Source organism: Delftia sp. SD018, assembly GCF_017355445.1.
Classification (GTDB): domain Bacteria; phylum Pseudomonadota; class Gammaproteobacteria; order Burkholderiales; family Burkholderiaceae_C; genus Comamonas; species Comamonas acidovorans.
Map to the genome: position 1 here is coordinate 1 of NZ_JADDRN010000030.1, position 17,331 is coordinate 17,331.

A 17,331-nucleotide genomic window follows, 5' to 3' on the forward strand; every position below is an offset into this window, starting at 1 on the left:
GAAGCTAGATGTTGAGAGAGAAAATCATATAGTTCGTCTTATATTGAGTTTTTTTTTTTAAGGCGGTGGCATGTACAGGTTCGTTATCCCCGTGCCGAGTCCAATGATGCAGCCCGTCCGCTGCACCGCATCGGGCATGGGTCACAATCTATACAACCCGCCACACGCATTGTCTTCCGGTCCATGGCCGACGCACGTTCCTCCCCATGCCCTCATCCAAGTCCACCTACGATCTGTCCTCCGGAGCCCCGGGCTTCGTCGTCAAAGAACAGCACATCGAATACGGCTTCATTGGCACGCTTCAGAACCTGAAGTACGACTACCGTGACGACATCCGTGATCGCGTTGCACTGGAAAAGAACTTCCGCGAGAGGTTCCAGGACCTCAACCGAGTCAAACTGACCGACGCCGAGTTCGCCAGGCTTCTGGATGAAATCGTCACCCAGGACGTCTTCACCGCTGCTAAGACCCTCCGTGGTATCAATGCCTTCACTCGCGACGACGGCACACCTCTGAACTACACGTTGGTGAACATCAAAGATTGGTGCAAAAACCACTTTGAGGTCGTCCGCCAACTCCGAATTAACACCGACAACAGCTACCACTGCTACGACGTTCTCATCCTCATCAACGGCGTGCCCTGTGTGCAGATCGAACTGAAAACCCTGGGCGTGAATCCGCGGCGCGCCATGGAGCAGATCGTCGAATATAAGCAAGACCCCGGCAACGGCTACACCAAGACGCTGCTCTGCTTTATGCAGCTCTTCATAGTCAGTAACCGCGACCGCACCTACTACTTCGCCAACAACAACGCCCGCCACTACGCCTTCAATGCCGATGAACGCTTTCTGCCCATCTATGAATTTGCAGGTGAGGACAACCGCAAGATCACTCAACTCGACGAGTTCGCCGAGCACTTTCTGAAGAAGTGCGATCTAGGCCGCACCATCAGCCGCTACATGGTGCTGCTCGCGGGGGAGCAAAAGCTCATGATCATGCGGCCATATCAGGTGTATGCCGTGCAGCATATCGTGAAGTGCATCGACGAAGACAACGGCAACGGCTACGTCTGGCACACCACGGGCAGTGGCAAGACACTCACCTCCTTCAAGGCCTCCACGCTGCTGAAGGAAAACGACCACATCCACAAATGTGTGTTTGTCGTGGACCGCAAAGACCTCGACCGCCAGACGCGAGAGGAATTCAACAAGTTCCAGGAAGGCTGTGTTGAAGAAAACACCAACACCGCCGCTCTCGTGCGCCGCCTGCTTTCGGAGGACTACGCCGACAAAGTCATCGTCACCACCATCCAGAAACTTGGCCTCGCGCTGGATGAAAACAGTAAGCGCAACAAGCAGCGCACCAAGAATGGCCAGGTCACCTACAAGGAACAGCTCGAAGCGCTGAAGGACAAACGCATCGTCTTCATCTTCGACGAGTGCCATCGTTCGCAGTTTGGCGAGAACCACAAAGCCATCAGAACGTTCTTTCCCGAGGCGCAGCTCTTCGGCTTCACCGGTACTCCTATATTCGGTGGTCCCAAGGGCAACGCCAGTCGGGTAAAAATCGACGGCGAGGTGGCCTCATATCAGACCACCGAAGAGCTGTTCCAGAAGCAGCTCCACGCCTACACCATCACCCATGCCATCGAGGATGGGAACGTCCTGCGTTTCCACGTCGATTACTTCAAGCCCGAGGGCAAGAGACCGCCTAAGCCCGGCGAGGCCATCGCCAAGAGGGCCGTCATCGAGGCCATTGTGGCCAAGCACGATGCCGCCACGGGCGGACGCCGCTTCAACGCCATCCTTGCCACCTCGTCCATCAATGACGCCATCGAGTACCACGCCCTGTTCAGGACGATGCAGGTGGACAAACAGGCTGCAGATCCTGACTTCAAGCCGCTGAACGTCGCCTGCGTCTTCTCCCCACCTGCCGAGGGCGACCCGGATGTGAAGCAGATCCAGGAAGACCTGCCGCAGGAGCAGGCAGACAACGAAGAAGATCCCGAGGGGAAGAAGGCCGCGCTCAAGACCATCCTCGCCGACTACAACGCCCGCTACGGCACCAACCACCGTTTGAGCGAGTTCGATCTCTATTACCAGGATGTACAAAAGCGCATCAAGGATCAGCAGTGGCCCAATGCCGACTATCCTGCTGCGCAGAAGATCGACATCACCATTGTGGTGGACATGCTGCTCACCGGCTTCGATTCCAAGTTTCTGAACACGCTTTACGTGGATAAGAACCTCAAGCACCACGGCTTGATACAGGCGTTCTCCCGAACCAACCGCGTACTCAACGGCACCAAACCTTACGGCAACATCCTCGACTTCCGCCAGCAACAAGATTCCGTAGATGCAGCCATTGCCCTCTTCTCTGGCGAGAAGACCGGCGAGCAGGCGCGCGAAATCTGGCTCGTGGACAAGGCCCCTGTGGTCATCCAGAAGCTGGAGACTGCCGTGCAGAAGCTGGACGACTTCATGAAGTCCCAGGGCCTGGCCTGCACGCCTTCCGATGTGGCCAACTTGAAAGGCGACGAGGCTCGCGCCGCCTTCATCACCCACTTCAAGGAAGTCCAGCGGCTCAAGACACAACTGGATCAGTACACTGACCTCACGGGGGAGAGCAAGGCCATCATCGAGCAGGTCCTGCCCGATGAAAATCTGCGCGGCTTCAGGGGCCAGTATCTAGATACAGCCAAACGGCTCAGAGCGCGGCAGGGCAAGAGCGGAGAGGATGGTGATGGACCCGGCCCCGACGACCCCGTGGACCAGCTTGACTTCGAGTTCGTCCTCTTCGCCTCCGCCGTCATCGACTACGACTACATCATGGGCCTCATTGCCAAGTTCTCGGCCAAGGGGCCAGGTAAGGCAAAGATGACCCGTGAGGAACTCATCGGCCTCATTAGCGCCGATGCTAAGTTCATGAACGAGCGCGACGATATAGCCGAATACATCGGCACGCTCCAGGCAGGGGAAGGCCTCTCCGAGGTAGCCATCCGCGATGGCTACACCCGCTTCAAGGCCGAGAAAAACGCCAAGGAACTCGCCGCCATTGCCGCGAAACGCGGCCTTGCCACCGCTGCCCTTCAAAACTTCGTGGACGGTATTCTCGACCGCATGATCTTTGATGGCGAACAACTCAGTGACCTGATGGCCCCGCTGGACCTCGGCTGGAAAGCCCGTACCCAGGCCGAAATCGCCCTAATGGAAGACCTCCATCCCCTCCTCACCAAACGCGCCGCTGGCCGCGACATTTCGGGACTGAGCGCGTATGAGCGGTAAGAACAAAATCACCACCAAGAAGGAAGATGCAGGGGCCATGCTGGTGCCGACGCTGCGGTTTCCGGAGTTTCGGGAAACTAAGGGTTGGGAGAGCTCTATCTTGGGAGATTTATCCGAAGTTGTTCGTGGTGGATCACCGCGTCCGATTGATGGATTCATCACTACCCTTAAGGATGGACTCAACTGGCTCAAGATTGGCGATGTGGACAAGGACGCCAAATACGTCACTCGGACGGCAGAGAAAGTCCGTCCTGAAGCGCTGAGTAAGACCCGAGTTGTAAATCCTGGGGACTTGATACTGTCAAATTCCATGAGTTTCGGGCGGCCCTACATTCTTCAGATCAAGACTTGCATTCATGATGGCTGGATTGCCATTACGAAAATTTCCGAAAAGGCTGACAGAGACTTCCTCTATTATTCTATATCGGCACCCAGCAGCCAAAGATATTTTGTTGATAACGCCGCAGGCAGTGGGGTCCAGAATTTAAATGCGGAAATTATCAAAGCTCTACCGATCTGTTTCCCATCCCTTATCGAACAACAAAGAATCGCCGGATGCCTGAACTCGATGGACGAGCTAATTTCCGCGCAAGCGAGAAATGTGGGCGAGCTCAAGACCCATAAAAAGGGGCTGATGCAGCAGCTTTTTCCTCGCGACTACGAAAACCAACCCCGCCTCCGCTTTCCTGAGTTTCAGAACACCGGGGATTGGGAGGAAAAGAGGCTTGAAGACCTCGCTAAGCGTGGTTCTGGGCACACTCCTAGTAAGAGCCATTCCGAGTACTACAATGGCGGGATTAAATGGGTTTCTTTGGCAGACTCTAAGCGGTTGGATAACGGTATTATTTCTGAAACCGCAATTGAGATATCCAAGGAAGGAATTAAAAATTCATCTGCCGTGCTTCATCCGAAGGGCACTGTATTCGTCAGCCGTGACGCTGGAATCGGTAAGAGCGCGGTCATGGGTGAGCCAATGGCGGTGAGTCAACACTTCATCGCCTGGACCTGCAATTCCCGCATGCTTTCCAACTGGTTCCTGTATCACCTTCTTCAAAATGCAAAGCCACGCATCGAGAGAGCCGCCACTGGAAGCACAATAAAAACAATCGGACTCCAATTTTTTATTGATCTTGCGTTCCGAGTTCCTGTGCTGGCTGAGCAGCAGCGCATAGCCGAGTGCCTTAATCACCTCGACAACCTTATCACCGACGAAATCAAAAAGCTCGAAACGCTGAAGACTCATAAGAAAGGTCTTATCCAGCGGATTTTTCCAGCTTTGGAGGATTTAGAGTAATGGTAACCGTGCAAATTGAAAACCTCGAAGAGCTTGCTGCCCGTTTCCGGAGAACGCTGGATTCGAAGAGCGCTAAGAAATTCATTATTCTTTATGCCTATAATGGCACCGGAAAAACGCGGCTCTCGGGTATATTTAAAGACCTTGGTAAGAAAATCAATAAGGATGGGGAAACAAAGCATCGTGATACGCTATATTTCAACGCTTTCACGGAAGATCTTTTCTCTTGGTACAACGACTTGGATAACGACAGCGAACGTTATCTGACGCTCCACCCAACATCTCGGTTCTTTGCGGGCCTTGAGGAGTTGGAGATGGATAATCGTATTGGACCAATTCTTAGTCGTTACACTGATTTTGAGTTTAAGCTTGATAAAGCGCCGCTTAATAATTCACTTGGAGAATCAATTGGGGAGCAGCATATTGTTCGCTTCTTTCGAACGTTCATCACGCCATCTGGGAAAGTTGAGGTAAACAACATTAAAATTTCCCGTAGCGAAGAGAATATATTTCTTTGGTGTTTCTTTCTCGCTATTGTGCAATTGGTTCTTGATGGCGACAAGAACTACCAATGGGTAAAATACGTTTACATTGATGATCCAATATCCTCTTTGGACGAGAATAACGCTATCGCGGTTGCTAGTCATTTAGCCCACTTGCTGACAAAAGCGAGAAACACCCCCAAGACTGTGATCTCGACGCATCACACACTGTTTTTTAATGTTCTGTGCAACGAAATCGGAAAAGGAAAATCGAGTCGTTTCTTCCTGAAGAATGATGCTACGTCAGACGATTATTTGTTGTCCGATACCGACAATAAACCTTTTCTTCATCACCTCGCAACGCTGGCTGAATTGAAAAAGGTCACACAGTCTGGTGAAATTAAGCGACATCACTTTAATATGATGCGTTGCATCATGGAGCAGACGGCCATCTTTTGCGGATTAGACGGGTGGACGGCGTGTATCAAAGTGCCAGAGAATGACCCCGACCGAGACCTGCATGAACGTATGATAAATGTGATGAGTCATGCTGATTACTTGATTAACGAACCACATGACCCACCAGATCGATATAAAGATGATTTTCGAAATATTTTTGAAAAATTCGCCTCAAGCCATTTTTTCAGTGCAGCGCTGTATTCAGAGGCTACAAAAGCAGATTTACCATTGAAGAGGTCCAAAGAAAAATCTGAGAAACAAGGGCCGGAAAAATTAGAGATCAAGACTCCAGTTATATGACCGATATCAATCAACAGCAATTGGGAAACACACTCTGGAGTATCGCGGATAAACTGCGAGGCGCCATGGATGCGGACGATTTTCGCGACTACATGCTGTCCTTCCTGTTTTTGCGATATCTCTCCGACAACTACGAGACGGCGGCAAAGAAGGAGCTGGGGCGAGACTATCCCGATGTCAGCGGCGACATCCACAGGGTGCCGCTGGCCCTCTGGTATGCAAACAACGTAGACGACATCCTGACATTCGAGAAGCAGATGCGCCGCAAGGTGCACTACGTTATCCAGCCCGAGCACCTTTGGAACAGCATCGCCAACCTTGCGCGTACCCAAAATGCGGACCTGTTGAACACGCTGCAAGCGGGCTTCAAATACATCGAAACGGAGTCGTTCGAGAGCACATTTCAGGGACTTTTCTCCGAGATCGATCTGAGTTCTCCTAAGCTCGGCAAAACCTACGCCGACCGGAACGCCAAGCTCTGCACCATCATTCAGAAGATCGCCGAAGGGCTGGTGGAGTTTTCCACTGACATTGATGCGCTGGGCGATGCCTATGAATACCTGATCGGCCAGTTTGCCGCCGGGTCCGGCAAGAAGGCGGGTGAGTTCTACACCCCCCAGCAGATTTCCGACATCCTCTCTGCCATTGTCACGCTGGACAGTCAGAATCCAAAGACCGGTACCAAGAAGCGGTTGGAAAGTGTGCTGGACTTTGCCTGTGGCTCCGGCTCGTTGCTGCTCAACGTCCGCAAGAAGGTGGCCAAGGCGGACGGCACCATCGGCAAAATCTTCGGACAGGAAAAGAACATCACAACCTATAATCTTGCGCGCATGAACATGCTGCTGCACGGGGTGAAGGGCGCAGAGTTCGAGATCTTCCACGGCGATACCCTGCTTAACGAGTGGGACATAATGCGGGAGCAGAACCCGGCCAAGAAACCGAGCTTTGACGCCATCGTTGCCAACCCGCCCTTCAGCTACCGTTGGGAACCGACCGACGCGTTGGCCGACGACGTGCGCTTCAAGAGCCACGGCCTCGCGCCCAAGTCCGCTGCCGACTTCGCATTCCTACTGCACGGTTTCCACTACCTCAAAGACGAAGGCGTGATGGCTATCATCCTTCCACACGGCGTGCTGTTCCGAGGCGGGGCGGAAGAACGCATCCGCACCAAGTTGCTGAAGGACGGGCACATCGACACGGTGATCGGCTTGCCCGCCAATCTGTTCTATTCCACTGGCATCCCCGTCTGCATTTTGGTGTTGAAGAAGTGCAAGAAGCCGGACGACGTGCTGTTTATCAACGCCGCCGAGCATTTTGAAAAAGGGAAGCGCCAGAACCAGCTCAAGCCAGAGCACATCGCCAAGATCATCAGGACCTACCAGTTCCGTGAGGAAGAGGTGCGCTATTCACGCAAGGTGGAGATGGCCGAGATCGAGAAGAACGATTTCAACCTGAACATCTCGCGCTATATCAGTACGGCATTGACCGCGGCGGAGATTGTTCTGGATGAGACTCACCAAGAGCTGGTGGATATTGAAAAAGCAATTGGGGCTGCGAAGGACAAGCACAATGCATTCCTGAGAGAACTGGGTTTGAAGCCTTTGCCATAGTTGCTTACGCTGATTGGTCCGCGCAGACCGTGCTCAGCCTGCGCATCCTGATTCCGTAGGTTCAGCCCGTAGCCCATAACATTTTCTCAAATCTCTCTATCACCTCCGCCGCACTGCACTCCAGCCCCACGCAATCTTGAACACGATAACTAAGGCTGGTATGTGCTCCCCGCACTCCACCTTGCCCAACTGCGAACGCTCTAGGCCGGCGAGCTTGACCAGTGACTGCTGGTTCTTGCAATGTGCGTTGATCAATTGCGCCACAGGCCATGAGTTAAAGAAAACGTGGCCCAGCGCGCCTTGCAAAATAAGAATTGTGCGCCATGATCCACGCACAGCGAGCTTCGATGGAGCCACCAACCCTCGCCACCATTCCCCAACCCAAACTCGAAGACCTTGCCATCGACGCCGTCCTGCACCTGGGCGCTGCCCTCGAAGTGCTGGAGCTGCACGCTAGCCACAAGGTCACGGCCATCAACTGCGTGTGCCGCGACCTGCTGCGCATCTACTACGCCAAGGCCGATCAAGCGCAGTCGTTGGAGCCGCAGGACAAGGAACTGCTGGGCCTGCTGCACGACACGGCGGTGGACCTGGGCTATGCCGTCGAGGTGGTGGACCATCTGAATGGCGACGAGGCCGATGACCCCATCCTCTATGCCGTGAGCTATCTGCTCAAGGCGGCCAAGCGGTTTGCGGATGAGGGCGTTGCTGTGGCGCTTGCCGTGAAGGGGTAGGGCGCAGGGCTGCCGCCTGCGTTGCAGGGGCTGGGTTTCAAGGGCAGGGTTTGAGGTGTGCGGCCGTGGCCTGTTCGGTGAGCGGGTCTTCGGCCAGGGCCTGCAGCAGCGCGTCCAGCAGGCCGGGAAAGCGTGCATCCAGGTCTTCGCGGCGCAGGGAGAGCAGGTTTTCGCGGCCGTCGGGGCGCTGCCAGATCACGCCACTGTCGCGCAGCACGCGCCAGTGGTGAGTCATGGTGGATTTGGATTGGCCTTGCAGCAGCGAGCCGCAGGCGCGCTCATGGCCTGCGGCCAGCGCGCGCACCACGGCCAGGCGGAGGGGGTTGCCCAAGGCGTTGAGCAGGTTTTCCAGGCGTATCTGTTCGCGGTCGGGGTGGTTGGCAAGCATGAATCGTCCAGTCGATGGGGCGCCACTGTGCCATGGAAGCAGTGCCGCAGGGCGCTGCTGTGGTGTGCGGCGCGGGTGTGGGGCGGGCAGTTATCTGGCAGACACGCCCCTTGCGTGGTGAAAACATGAACCGTTCTGCAAGAAGTTGCGGAAGATAGTACGATTGTCTTCGTACATTCCAATTGTCATCAACCCTCATTCAACCCCCGCGAGAATCCCAGCCCACGGCAGATCCACGCATCAACGCTTATCAGCACCCAGGAGTCCTTTCATGGCCCGCCATACCCCCATAGAACGCTATCGCAACATTGGTATCTCCGCGCACATCGATGCCGGCAAGACCACCACGACCGAGCGCATCCTGTTCTACACCGGGGTGAGCCACAAGCTGGGCGAGGTGCACGAGGGCGCCGCCATCATGGACTGGATGGAGCAGGAGCAGGAGCGCGGCATCACCATCACCTCGGCGGCCACGACCTGCTTCTGGAAGGGCATGGACGGCCGCTTTGACCAGCACCGCATCAACATCATCGACACCCCGGGCCACGTGGATTTCACCATCGAGGTGGAGCGTTCCATGCGTGTGCTCGACGGCGCCGTGATGGTCTATGACGCCGTGGGCGGCGTGCAGCCGCAGTCCGAGACGGTCTGGCGCCAGGCCAACAAGTACAAGGTGCCGCGCCTGGCCTTCGTCAACAAGATGGACCGCACGGGCGCGGATTTTCTGCGCGTGCGGCAGATGATGATCGACCGCCTCAAGGCCAACCCGGTGCCCATCGTGCTGCCCATTGGCGCAGAGCAGCAGTTCACCGGCGTGGTGGACCTGCTCAAGATGAAGGCCATCATCTGGGACGAGGCCACGCAGGGCATGAAGTTCGAGTACCAGGAGATTCCCGCAGCCATGGTGGCCGACGCCAGGAAGTGGCGCGAGTCCATGGTGGAGGCGGCTGCCGAGGCCAGCGAAGACCTGATGAACCGCTACCTGGAAGAGGGCGACCTGCCCGAGGCCGACATCCTGCGCGGCCTGCGCCTGCGCACCATTGCGGGCGAGATCCAGCCCATGCTGTGCGGCTCGGCCTTCAAGAACAAGGGTGTGCAGCGCCTGCTGGACGCCGTGGTCGAGCTCATGCCTTCGCCGCTGGAAGTGCCGCCCGTGGAAGGCCATGCGGAAGACGGCTCCATCATCGTGCGCCATGCCGATGACAGCGAGAAGTTCTCTGCCCTGGCCTTCAAGCTGATGACCGACCCCTTCGTGGGCCAGCTCACCTTTGTGCGCGTCTACTCGGGCGTGCTCAACAAGGGCGACAGCGTGCTCAACTCCGTCAAGGACAAGAAGGAGCGCATTGGCCGCATCGTGCAGATGCATGCCAACGAACGCCTGGAGGTCGATGAAATCCACGCCGGCGACATTGCCGCCTGCGTGGGCCTGAAGGACGTGACCACGGGCGAGACCCTGTGCGACCCGTCAGCGCCCATCGTGCTGGAGAAGATGGTCTTCCCCGAGCCCGTCATCGCCCAGGCCGTGGAGCCCAAGTCAAAGGCCGACCAGGAAAAGATGGGCATTGCCCTGTCGCGCCTGGCGGCCGAAGACCCGTCCTTCCGCGTGCGCACCGATGAGGAATCGGGCCAGACCATCATTGCCGGCATGGGTGAGCTGCACCTGGAAATCATCGTGGACCGCATGAAGCGCGAGTTCAACGTGGAAGCCAACGTGGGCAAGCCCCAGGTGGCCTACCGCGAGACCATCCGCAAGAAAGTCACTGATGTGGACGGCAAGTTCGTGCGCCAGTCCGGCGGCAAGGGCCAGTACGGCCATGTGGTCTTCACGGTGGAGCCGCAGGAACCCGGCAAGGGCTTCGAGTTTGTGGACGCCATCAAGGGCGGCGTGGTGCCGCGCGAGTACATCCCTGCGGTGGAAAAGGGCGTGGTCGAGGCATTGACCAGCGGCGTGCTGGCCGGCTACCCCGTGGTGGACGTCAAGGTCACGCTGACCTTCGGTTCGTACCACGACGTGGACTCCAACGAAATGGCCTTCAAGATGGCGGCCATCTTCGGCTTCAAGGAAGCCGCCAGGAAGGCCAGCCCCGTCATCCTGGAACCCATGATGGCCGTGGAAGTCGAGACGCCTGAGGACTACGCCGGCACCGTCATGGGCGACCTGTCCTCGCGGCGCGGCATGGTGCAGGGCATGGACGACATGGCCGGCGGCGGCAAGTCCATCAAGGCCGAAGTGCCGCTGTCCGAAATGTTCGGCTACGCCACCTCCCTGCGCTCGCAAACGCAAGGCCGTGCCACCTACTCCATGGAGTTCAAGCACTACGCCGAAGCACCGCGCAACGTGGCCGAGGCCGTGATCAACGCACGCGCGAGGTAAAAGAGGCGGCAAACGTGCAGTGGGCAGCATGCTGCCCCTGACCGTGGCCCCCTCTCACCCCTCCCGTATGTCCACGCCTGCGTCGGGTCGCCTGCGGGGTTGCAGTCCTGCCGAAGGACAGGACTGCCTCGTCATCTGACTCGCCGTGATGTTTGAACGTAGCGCGCAGCGCGAAGTGAGTTTCACGGCGAACCCCGCAGGCGGCCCGGCGCAGGTTGCCCGCAGCGAAGCGAAGGGACGTGGACATTCGGGTCGCCTTCTTTGATCTGACCTTTCTTGGCGAATCAAGAAAGGGCAGTCGGCCGCCGGGCCGAGACCCGGCCTCGAAAAGCAACCCCCCGGCAGGGTCAAAAACAAAGTACCCAAATCCAAAGGCCCAATAAAAAACAGCCCCTTGAAGGAGCTGTTTTAAAGAGAGACAGGAGAAGCCGGAATCAAGCCTCAGGCTGCTGCTCAGACTCAGCAGTCTCAGCATCAGCGACGGGAGCCGCCTCTCCAGAGTCAGACAGCGCCTGCCGCACACCAGCCTTCTCACCAGCAGAAGCAAACTTGCTGTACTTGCCAACGATGCCGACCAGCGCACCATAGATGCGCGGATTGCCCGCCAGGCATTCCTTCTGCTCCAGGAAATCCGCCTCGCCCGTGAAGTTGCCGACCAGGCCACCGGCCTCGGTCACCAGCAGGCTGCCGGCGGCCACGTCCCAGATCTGCAGGCCGCTTTCGAAGAAGCCGTCTGCAAAGCCGGCTGCCACGTAGGCCAGGTCCAGCGCGGCGGCGCCGGGGCGGCGCACGCCTGCGGTTTCCTGCATCACGTCGCCCAGCATGTTCATGTACTGCTTGAAGTTGTCGCCACGGCGGAAGGGGAAGCCGGTGGAGATCAGGCTGTCCTTGAGCTGGATGCGCTTGGACACGCGGATGCGGCGGTCGTTCAGGTAGGCACCGCGGCCGCGCGTGGCCGTGAACAGGTCGTTGCGCGAGGGGTCGTACACCACGGCGTGCTCCACCTTGCCCTTGAAGGACAGGGCAATGCTCACGCAGTACACGGGGAAGCCGTGGATGAAGTTGGTGGTGCCGTCCAGCGGATCGATGATCCAGACGTAGTCGGAGTTCTTGGCGCCGAACTCGTTGCCCGATTCCTCGGCCAGGATGCCGTGGCCCGGGTAGGCGCCCAGCAAGGTTTCGATGATGGCCTGCTCGGCCGCCTTGTCCACCTCGGTCACAAAGTCGTTGACCTGCTTTTGTGCGACACGCACGGATTCCACGTCAAGAGCCGCGCGGTTGATGATGGCGCCGGCGGCGCGTGCGGCCTTGATGGCCACGTTGAGCATGGGATGCAGGTTGGTCGACATAGATTGTGAGGCGTTGGCGGAGCAGCGGCTGTGCAAGGAGAGGACGGTCCTCTCTGGCAAAAGCAGGCTGTTTGACGCGGGTAAGAACGGAAAAAGCCGCGTCCGGCGATGCGGGGCGGCGACAATAGCGCGCAATTTTACCCGCCTTGTCCGTTTTGTGCTGCGCAACCTGTCCCGTCTTGGGGGCTCTGCCGGCGCCGGCAGGCCAGCGACGCCATGAAAACCCGATTCGTACTGATAGAAACCAGCCACGCCGGCAATGTGGGCGCCGCCGCCCGCGCCCTGAAGACCATGGGCTTTGACGACCTGGTGCTGGTGCGCCCGCGCTGGCCCAACGTGCTGCGCAAGGAAGAGACCATCCAGCGGGCCAGCGGCGCGCTGGACGTGCTGGGCAATGCGCGCGTGGCCGAGACGCTGGAGGAGGCGCTGGACGGCATCAGCCACCTGTGCGCCACGGCCATGACGCCGCGCGACTTCGGCCCGCCCACGCGCACGCCGCGCCAGCATTTCGAGCTGCTGCTCAGCGGGGCGCTGGATGTGCTGGCTGCGCCCGATGAAGCGGCGGCGCCTGCCGATGCATCCGTGTCGGCACCGGCTCCCGCGCCGCGCTGCAACCAGTCGGGCGTGGCCTTCCTGTTCGGCTGCGAGCGCTTCGGCATGAGCAACGACGATGTCTACCGCAGCGATGTGGCGCTGTCGATTCCGTCCAATCCGCAGTTCGGCTCGCTGAACCTGGGGGCGGCCATCCAGGTGGTGGCCTACGAATGGCGCCAGGCGCTGGGCGGCTTTCCCGTGGTGGAGCACACGCCCGCGCCGCAGCGCGCCGACGCGGCCCAGGTGGCCGGCATGCTGGGCCATTGGGAGCAGGCGCTGGCGCATATCGGCTTTCTTGATCCGGCCGCACCCAAGAAGCTGATGCCGCGCCTCAACCAGCTTTTCAACCGCTCGCAACTGACCGCCGAGGAAATCCACATCCTGCGCGGTGTTGCGAAGGCCATGCTGCAGAGCACCCCACCGAAACGCTAGACTGAGCGGTCTTGTCAACAATAACCAGCCCCTAGATGCTTGACCGCCTGCGCTCCGATATCCAGTGCATCCTCGACCGCGACCCTGCGGCACGCAGCACCTGGGAGGTCATCACCTGTTATCCGGGTCTGCATGCGATCTGGCTGCAGCGCCCGGCGCACTGGTGCTGGAACCATGGCCTCAAGTGGCTGGGGCGCTTCATCTCGCACATCGGCCGCTGGCTCACGGGCATCGAGATCCACCCCGGCGCCGTCATCGGCGAGCGCGTCTTCATCGACCACGGCATGGGCGTCGTCATCGGCGAGACGGCCGTGGTCGGCGACGGCTGCACCATCTACCACGGCGTGACCCTGGGCGGCACCTCGCTGTACAAGGGCGCCAAGCGCCATCCCACGCTGGGCCGCGATGTGGTGGTCAGCGCGGGCGCCAAGGTGCTGGGCGGCTTCGAGGTGGGCGACGGTGCCAAGATCGGCAGCAATGCTGTGGTCATCAAGCCCGTGCCCGCAGGCGCCACGGCCGTGGGCATTCCGGCACGCATCATCGCCAGCAAGAACGGCCACAGCGCTGATGTGACCGAGCACGACCTGGCATCGGCCAAGGCCGAGTCCATCAAGGTCCCGTCGGCCGCCGCGCCCCAGCCGTTCACGGCCTACGGCATCACCCAGGAAATGGACCCCGTGGCCCAGGCCATGCGCGGCCTGAGCGATGGCGCGGCCGCGCACGAGCAGCAGATTGCGCTGCTGTGGGAGGCCATTGCCAAGCTCTCGGCCGGCAGCAAGGTGGGCGACTGCGTGCCCTGCGAGTCCGAGCGCCCGCAGGCCTTCCAGAAGGACAAGATCGACCAGATCATGGGCAAGTAGGCCTGCAGAAGATCACCAAAGATCCCCAAGAAGACCGGAGACTCCGACCAGCATGAACGTTGAACAGGCCTTGCATGCGCGCCGCTCCGTGCGCGCCTTCCTGCCCCAGTCGCCCGATGCGGCCCTGGTGCGCTCCCTGATGGAACAGTCGGCACAAGCGGCCTCGGGCGGCAACCTGCAGCCCTGGCGCGTGCTGGCGCTGACGGGCGAGCCGCTGCAGCAGCTGCTCACCGCCGTTGCCGAAGCCGAGCCCCAGGACGCCCAGCCCGGTCTGTCCTACCCGCCCAACCTCTGGGAGCCCTACCGCAGCCGGCGCTTTGCCAATGGCGAGGAGCTGTACCAGTCGCTGGGCATTCCGCGCGACGACAAGCCCGCGCGGCTGGAGCAGCTGGCGCGCAACGGCCAGTTCTTCGGCGCGCCCGTGGGCCTGATCGTGGCGGTGGACGAGCGCATGGGCCTGCCGCAATGGGTGGACCTGGGCATCTACCTGCAGTCCTTCATGCTGCTGGCCTGCGCCAATGGCCTGGCCACCTGCGCCCAGGGCTTCTGGCGCCGCTACAACGACGCCGTGACCCAGGCGCTGGCGCTGCCCGAGGGCTACCACGTGGCCTTCGGCATTGCGCTGGGCTACGAGGACAAGGATGCCCCCATCAACGGCTGGCGCGCCACGCGCGCACCGGTGGCCGAATGGGCACAGATGCGCGGCTTCGACTGAGCAGGGCTTTCAGGCCCCTGGGCAAACCCGCAGGGCAAGGGCGCCTTGCCATCCCCTATACTGCGCTCTGCTCCGGGGTGTGCTGATGCACTGAGATGCCAACCGGTCCATGCGCTGCATGGGCCAGGCGGCGAACCCGACGAACTTGATCCGGTTGATACCGGCGGAAGAAGAGCGGGACCCTGAAGCGGGGCCGAAGTCAGAGGATGGAAGTCCGCCACGGCGGATACACGCAGGGCCGCAACGGCCAGGCAGGCCACCATCCAACGCACATCGACCCTTGCCAACCAAGGCTGCTCGTGCGCCTTGGCGTGCGTGGCAACCAGGGGCCAAGGCCATACGGCCCTGGCAGGCCCACACTGGCATAGCCCGGTGCGCGGCCTTTGGCACAGCCCAAGGAGTGTCCGGTTCCCGGAGCGTTGTTGATCGACGCTTTGAACGCAAGGAACCCGACATGAACGCTCCCGATTCCATCTTCACCCCCGCAGCCGGCGAAGCTCCAGACGCACAGCGTTTTTCCGACCTGCTGGCGCAGTCGCGCAAGCCGTTCCCGGCCTCCACCAAGAGCTATCTGCAAGGCAGCCTGCATGCCGGCCTGAGCGTGCCCGTGCGCGATATCCAGCTGACCAATGGCGAGCAGGTCAGCGTCTATGACACCTCGGGCCCCTACACCGATCCGGCCGTGGCCATCGACGTGCGCAGCGGCCTGCCGGGCGTGCGCAATGCCTGGATCGAGTCGCGCGGCGACAGCGAGTACTACGCCGGCCGCCTGCGCCAGGCCCTGGACGACGGCGGCAAGCGCGGCGAGGAAGACGAGCGCGTGGCACGCCTGCGGGCCGAGGCCGCATCGCTGCAGCGCCAGCCGCGCCGCGCCAAGAGCGGCGGCAACGTCACCCAGATGCACTATGCGCGCAAGGGCATCATCACGCCCGAGATGGAATACGTGGCCCTGCGCGAGAACGGCCGCCGCGAATGGATGGCCGAGTACCAGCAGGACGCCGCGCGCGAGGCGCGCCTGGCCGGCAACGGCCTGGGCGCCGCCATCCCCAAGATCATCACGCCCGAGTTCGTGCGCGACGAAGTGGCGCGCGGCCGCGCCATCATTCCGGCCAACATCAACCACCCCGAGATCGAGCCCATGGCCATCGGGCGCAACTTCAAGGTCAAGATCAACGCCAACATCGGCAACTCGGCCGTCACCTCCAGCATCGAGGAAGAGGTCGAGAAGCTGGTCTGGGCCATCCGCTGGGGCGCGGACAACGTGATGGACCTGTCCACCGGCAAGAACATCCACACCACGCGCGACTGGATCATCCGCAACTCGCCCGTGCCCATCGGCACCGTGCCCATCTACCAGGCGCTGGAGAAAGTGGGCGGCATTGCCGAGGACCTGACCTGGCCCATCTTCCGCGACACCCTGATCGAGCAGGCCGAGCAGGGCGTGGACTACTTCACCATCCACGCCGGCGTGCGCCTGGCCTACATTCACCTCACGGCCCAGCGCCGCACGGGCATCGTCTCGCGCGGCGGCTCCATCATGGCCAAGTGGTGCATGGCCCACCACCGCGAGAGCTTCCTGTACGAGCACTTCGAGGACATCTGCGACATCATGAAGCAGTACGACGTCAGCTTTTCGCTGGGCGACGGCCTGCGCCCCGGCAGCGCCTCGGACGCCAATGACGAAGCCCAGTTCGCCGAACTCAAGACCCTGGGCGAGCTGACCCAGCTGGCCTGGAAGCACGACGTGCAGACCATGATCGAAGGCCCCGGCCACGTGCCCATGCACATGATCCAGGCCAACATGACCGAGCAGCTCAAGCACTGCCACGAGGCGCCGTTCTACACCCTGGGCCCGCTGACCATCGACATCGCCCCCGGCTACGACCACATCGCCAGCGCCATCGGCGCGGCCATGATCGGCTGGTTCGGCACCGCCATGCTGTGCTACGTCACGCCCAAGGAACACCTGGGCCTGCCCGACCGCGACGACGTCAAGCAGGGCATCATCGCGTACAAGATCGCCGCCCACGCCGCCGACGTCGCCAAGGGCCACCCCGGCGCCCGCGCCCGCGACGACGCGCTGAGCCAGGCCCGCTTCGACTTCCGCTGGCAGGACCAGTTCAACCTGGGCCTGGACCCCGACACCGCCCAGGCCTACCACGACGAAACCCTGCCCAAGGACAGCGCCAAGGTGGCGCACTTCTGCTCCATGTGCGGCCCCAAGTTCTGCTCCATGAAGATCACCCAGGAAGTGCGCGAATTCGCCGCTGCCAAGGGCGTGGCCGAGCAGGAAGGCATTGCCGCCGGAATGCAGGCCAAGGCCGAGGAATTCAACCGCGCGGGCGGAGAGTTCTATATCCCCATCGTGGCGGCCAGCAGCGATACGACGGCGCGTTGAAATCCGCTGACTCCTGATCGGGATTGCACCGTGTAGGCTGATATTTCCCCTATAGTCG

12 protein-coding genes and 1 riboswitch are annotated in these 17,331 nt (G+C 60.1%); of the genes, 10 read left to right on the top strand and 2 right to left on the bottom strand.

The window, feature by feature from the left end; all coding sequences use genetic code 11:
• The first annotated feature begins 206 nt into the window (after window positions 1–206).
• The 5 genes from INR38_RS23775 (at window position 207) to INR38_RS23795 (ending at window position 8,163) form a co-directional block, all read left to right on the top strand.
• On the top strand, window positions 207–3,284 hold the full coding sequence (locus tag INR38_RS23775) for a type I restriction endonuclease subunit R (RefSeq protein ID WP_242699174.1): 3,078 nt from the start codon (window positions 207–209) through the stop codon (window positions 3,282–3,284).
• Window positions 3,274–4,578, top strand: coding sequence for a restriction endonuclease subunit S (locus tag INR38_RS23780; protein WP_207443692.1), 1,305 nt, complete (start codon window positions 3,274–3,276; stop codon window positions 4,576–4,578). The genes INR38_RS23775 and INR38_RS23780 overlap by 11 nt, the downstream gene beginning before the upstream one ends.
• Window positions 4,578–5,819, top strand: a complete 1,242-nt coding sequence (locus tag INR38_RS23785) for an AAA family ATPase (protein WP_207443691.1) — start codon at window positions 4,578–4,580, stop codon at window positions 5,817–5,819. Before INR38_RS23780 ends, INR38_RS23785 begins: the two co-directional genes overlap by 1 nt.
• Entirely contained in the window at window positions 5,816–7,429 is a 1,614-nt protein-coding gene (locus INR38_RS23790) for a type I restriction-modification system subunit M (RefSeq protein WP_207443690.1), read from the top strand. Before INR38_RS23785 ends, INR38_RS23790 begins: the two co-directional genes overlap by 4 nt.
• Before the next feature lie 347 nt (window positions 7,430–7,776).
• Entirely contained in the window at window positions 7,777–8,163 is a 387-nt protein-coding gene (locus INR38_RS23795) for a hypothetical protein (RefSeq protein ID WP_207443689.1), read from the top strand.
• A 37-nt stretch (window positions 8,164–8,200) separates the two neighbouring features.
• On the opposite strand, the gene INR38_RS23800 is transcribed toward INR38_RS23795, so the two are convergent.
• Window positions 8,201–8,551, bottom strand: coding sequence for a helix-turn-helix domain-containing protein (locus tag INR38_RS23800; RefSeq protein ID WP_012204227.1), 351 nt, complete (start codon window positions 8,549–8,551; stop codon window positions 8,201–8,203).
• A gap of 271 nt (window positions 8,552–8,822) precedes the next feature.
• Between INR38_RS23800 and fusA the strand changes: the two genes are divergently transcribed.
• Window positions 8,823–10,925, top strand: a complete 2,103-nt coding sequence (gene fusA, locus INR38_RS23805; protein ID WP_207443688.1) for an elongation factor G — start codon at window positions 8,823–8,825, stop codon at window positions 10,923–10,925.
• A 434-nt stretch (window positions 10,926–11,359) separates the two neighbouring features.
• Here fusA and INR38_RS23810 read toward each other — a convergent pair whose 3' ends face one another.
• Entirely contained in the window at window positions 11,360–12,274 is a 915-nt protein-coding gene (locus INR38_RS23810; RefSeq protein ID WP_016449664.1) for an inositol monophosphatase family protein, read from the bottom strand.
• A 216-nt stretch (window positions 12,275–12,490) separates the two neighbouring features.
• On the opposite strand from INR38_RS23810, the gene INR38_RS23815 reads away from it, so the two are divergent.
• The 4 genes from INR38_RS23815 (at window position 12,491) to thiC (ending at window position 17,273) form a co-directional block, all read left to right on the top strand.
• Window positions 12,491–13,300 carry an RNA methyltransferase gene (locus tag INR38_RS23815; protein WP_207443687.1) on the top strand — a complete coding sequence of 270 codons (810 nt, stop codon included), beginning with the start codon at window positions 12,491–12,493 and terminating at the stop codon, window positions 13,298–13,300.
• 35 nt (window positions 13,301–13,335) lie between these two features.
• Window positions 13,336–14,160 (top strand): serine O-acetyltransferase, encoded by an 825-nt coding sequence (cysE, locus tag INR38_RS23820; RefSeq protein ID WP_017407425.1) that lies wholly within the window; start codon window positions 13,336–13,338, stop codon window positions 14,158–14,160.
• Window positions 14,161–14,212: 52 nt separating this feature from the next.
• Entirely contained in the window at window positions 14,213–14,875 is a 663-nt protein-coding gene (locus INR38_RS23825; RefSeq protein ID WP_012204232.1) for a nitroreductase, read from the top strand.
• A 63-nt stretch (window positions 14,876–14,938) separates the two neighbouring features.
• A riboswitch (TPP riboswitch) is annotated at window positions 14,939–15,064 on the top strand.
• A 265-nt stretch (window positions 15,065–15,329) separates the two neighbouring features.
• The gene (gene thiC / locus INR38_RS23830; protein WP_047218741.1) at window positions 15,330–17,273 is read left to right on the top strand and encodes a phosphomethylpyrimidine synthase ThiC; all 1,944 of its coding nucleotides are present in this window, start codon (window positions 15,330–15,332) and stop codon (window positions 17,271–17,273) included.
• Window positions 17,274–17,331 lie beyond the last annotated feature (58 nt).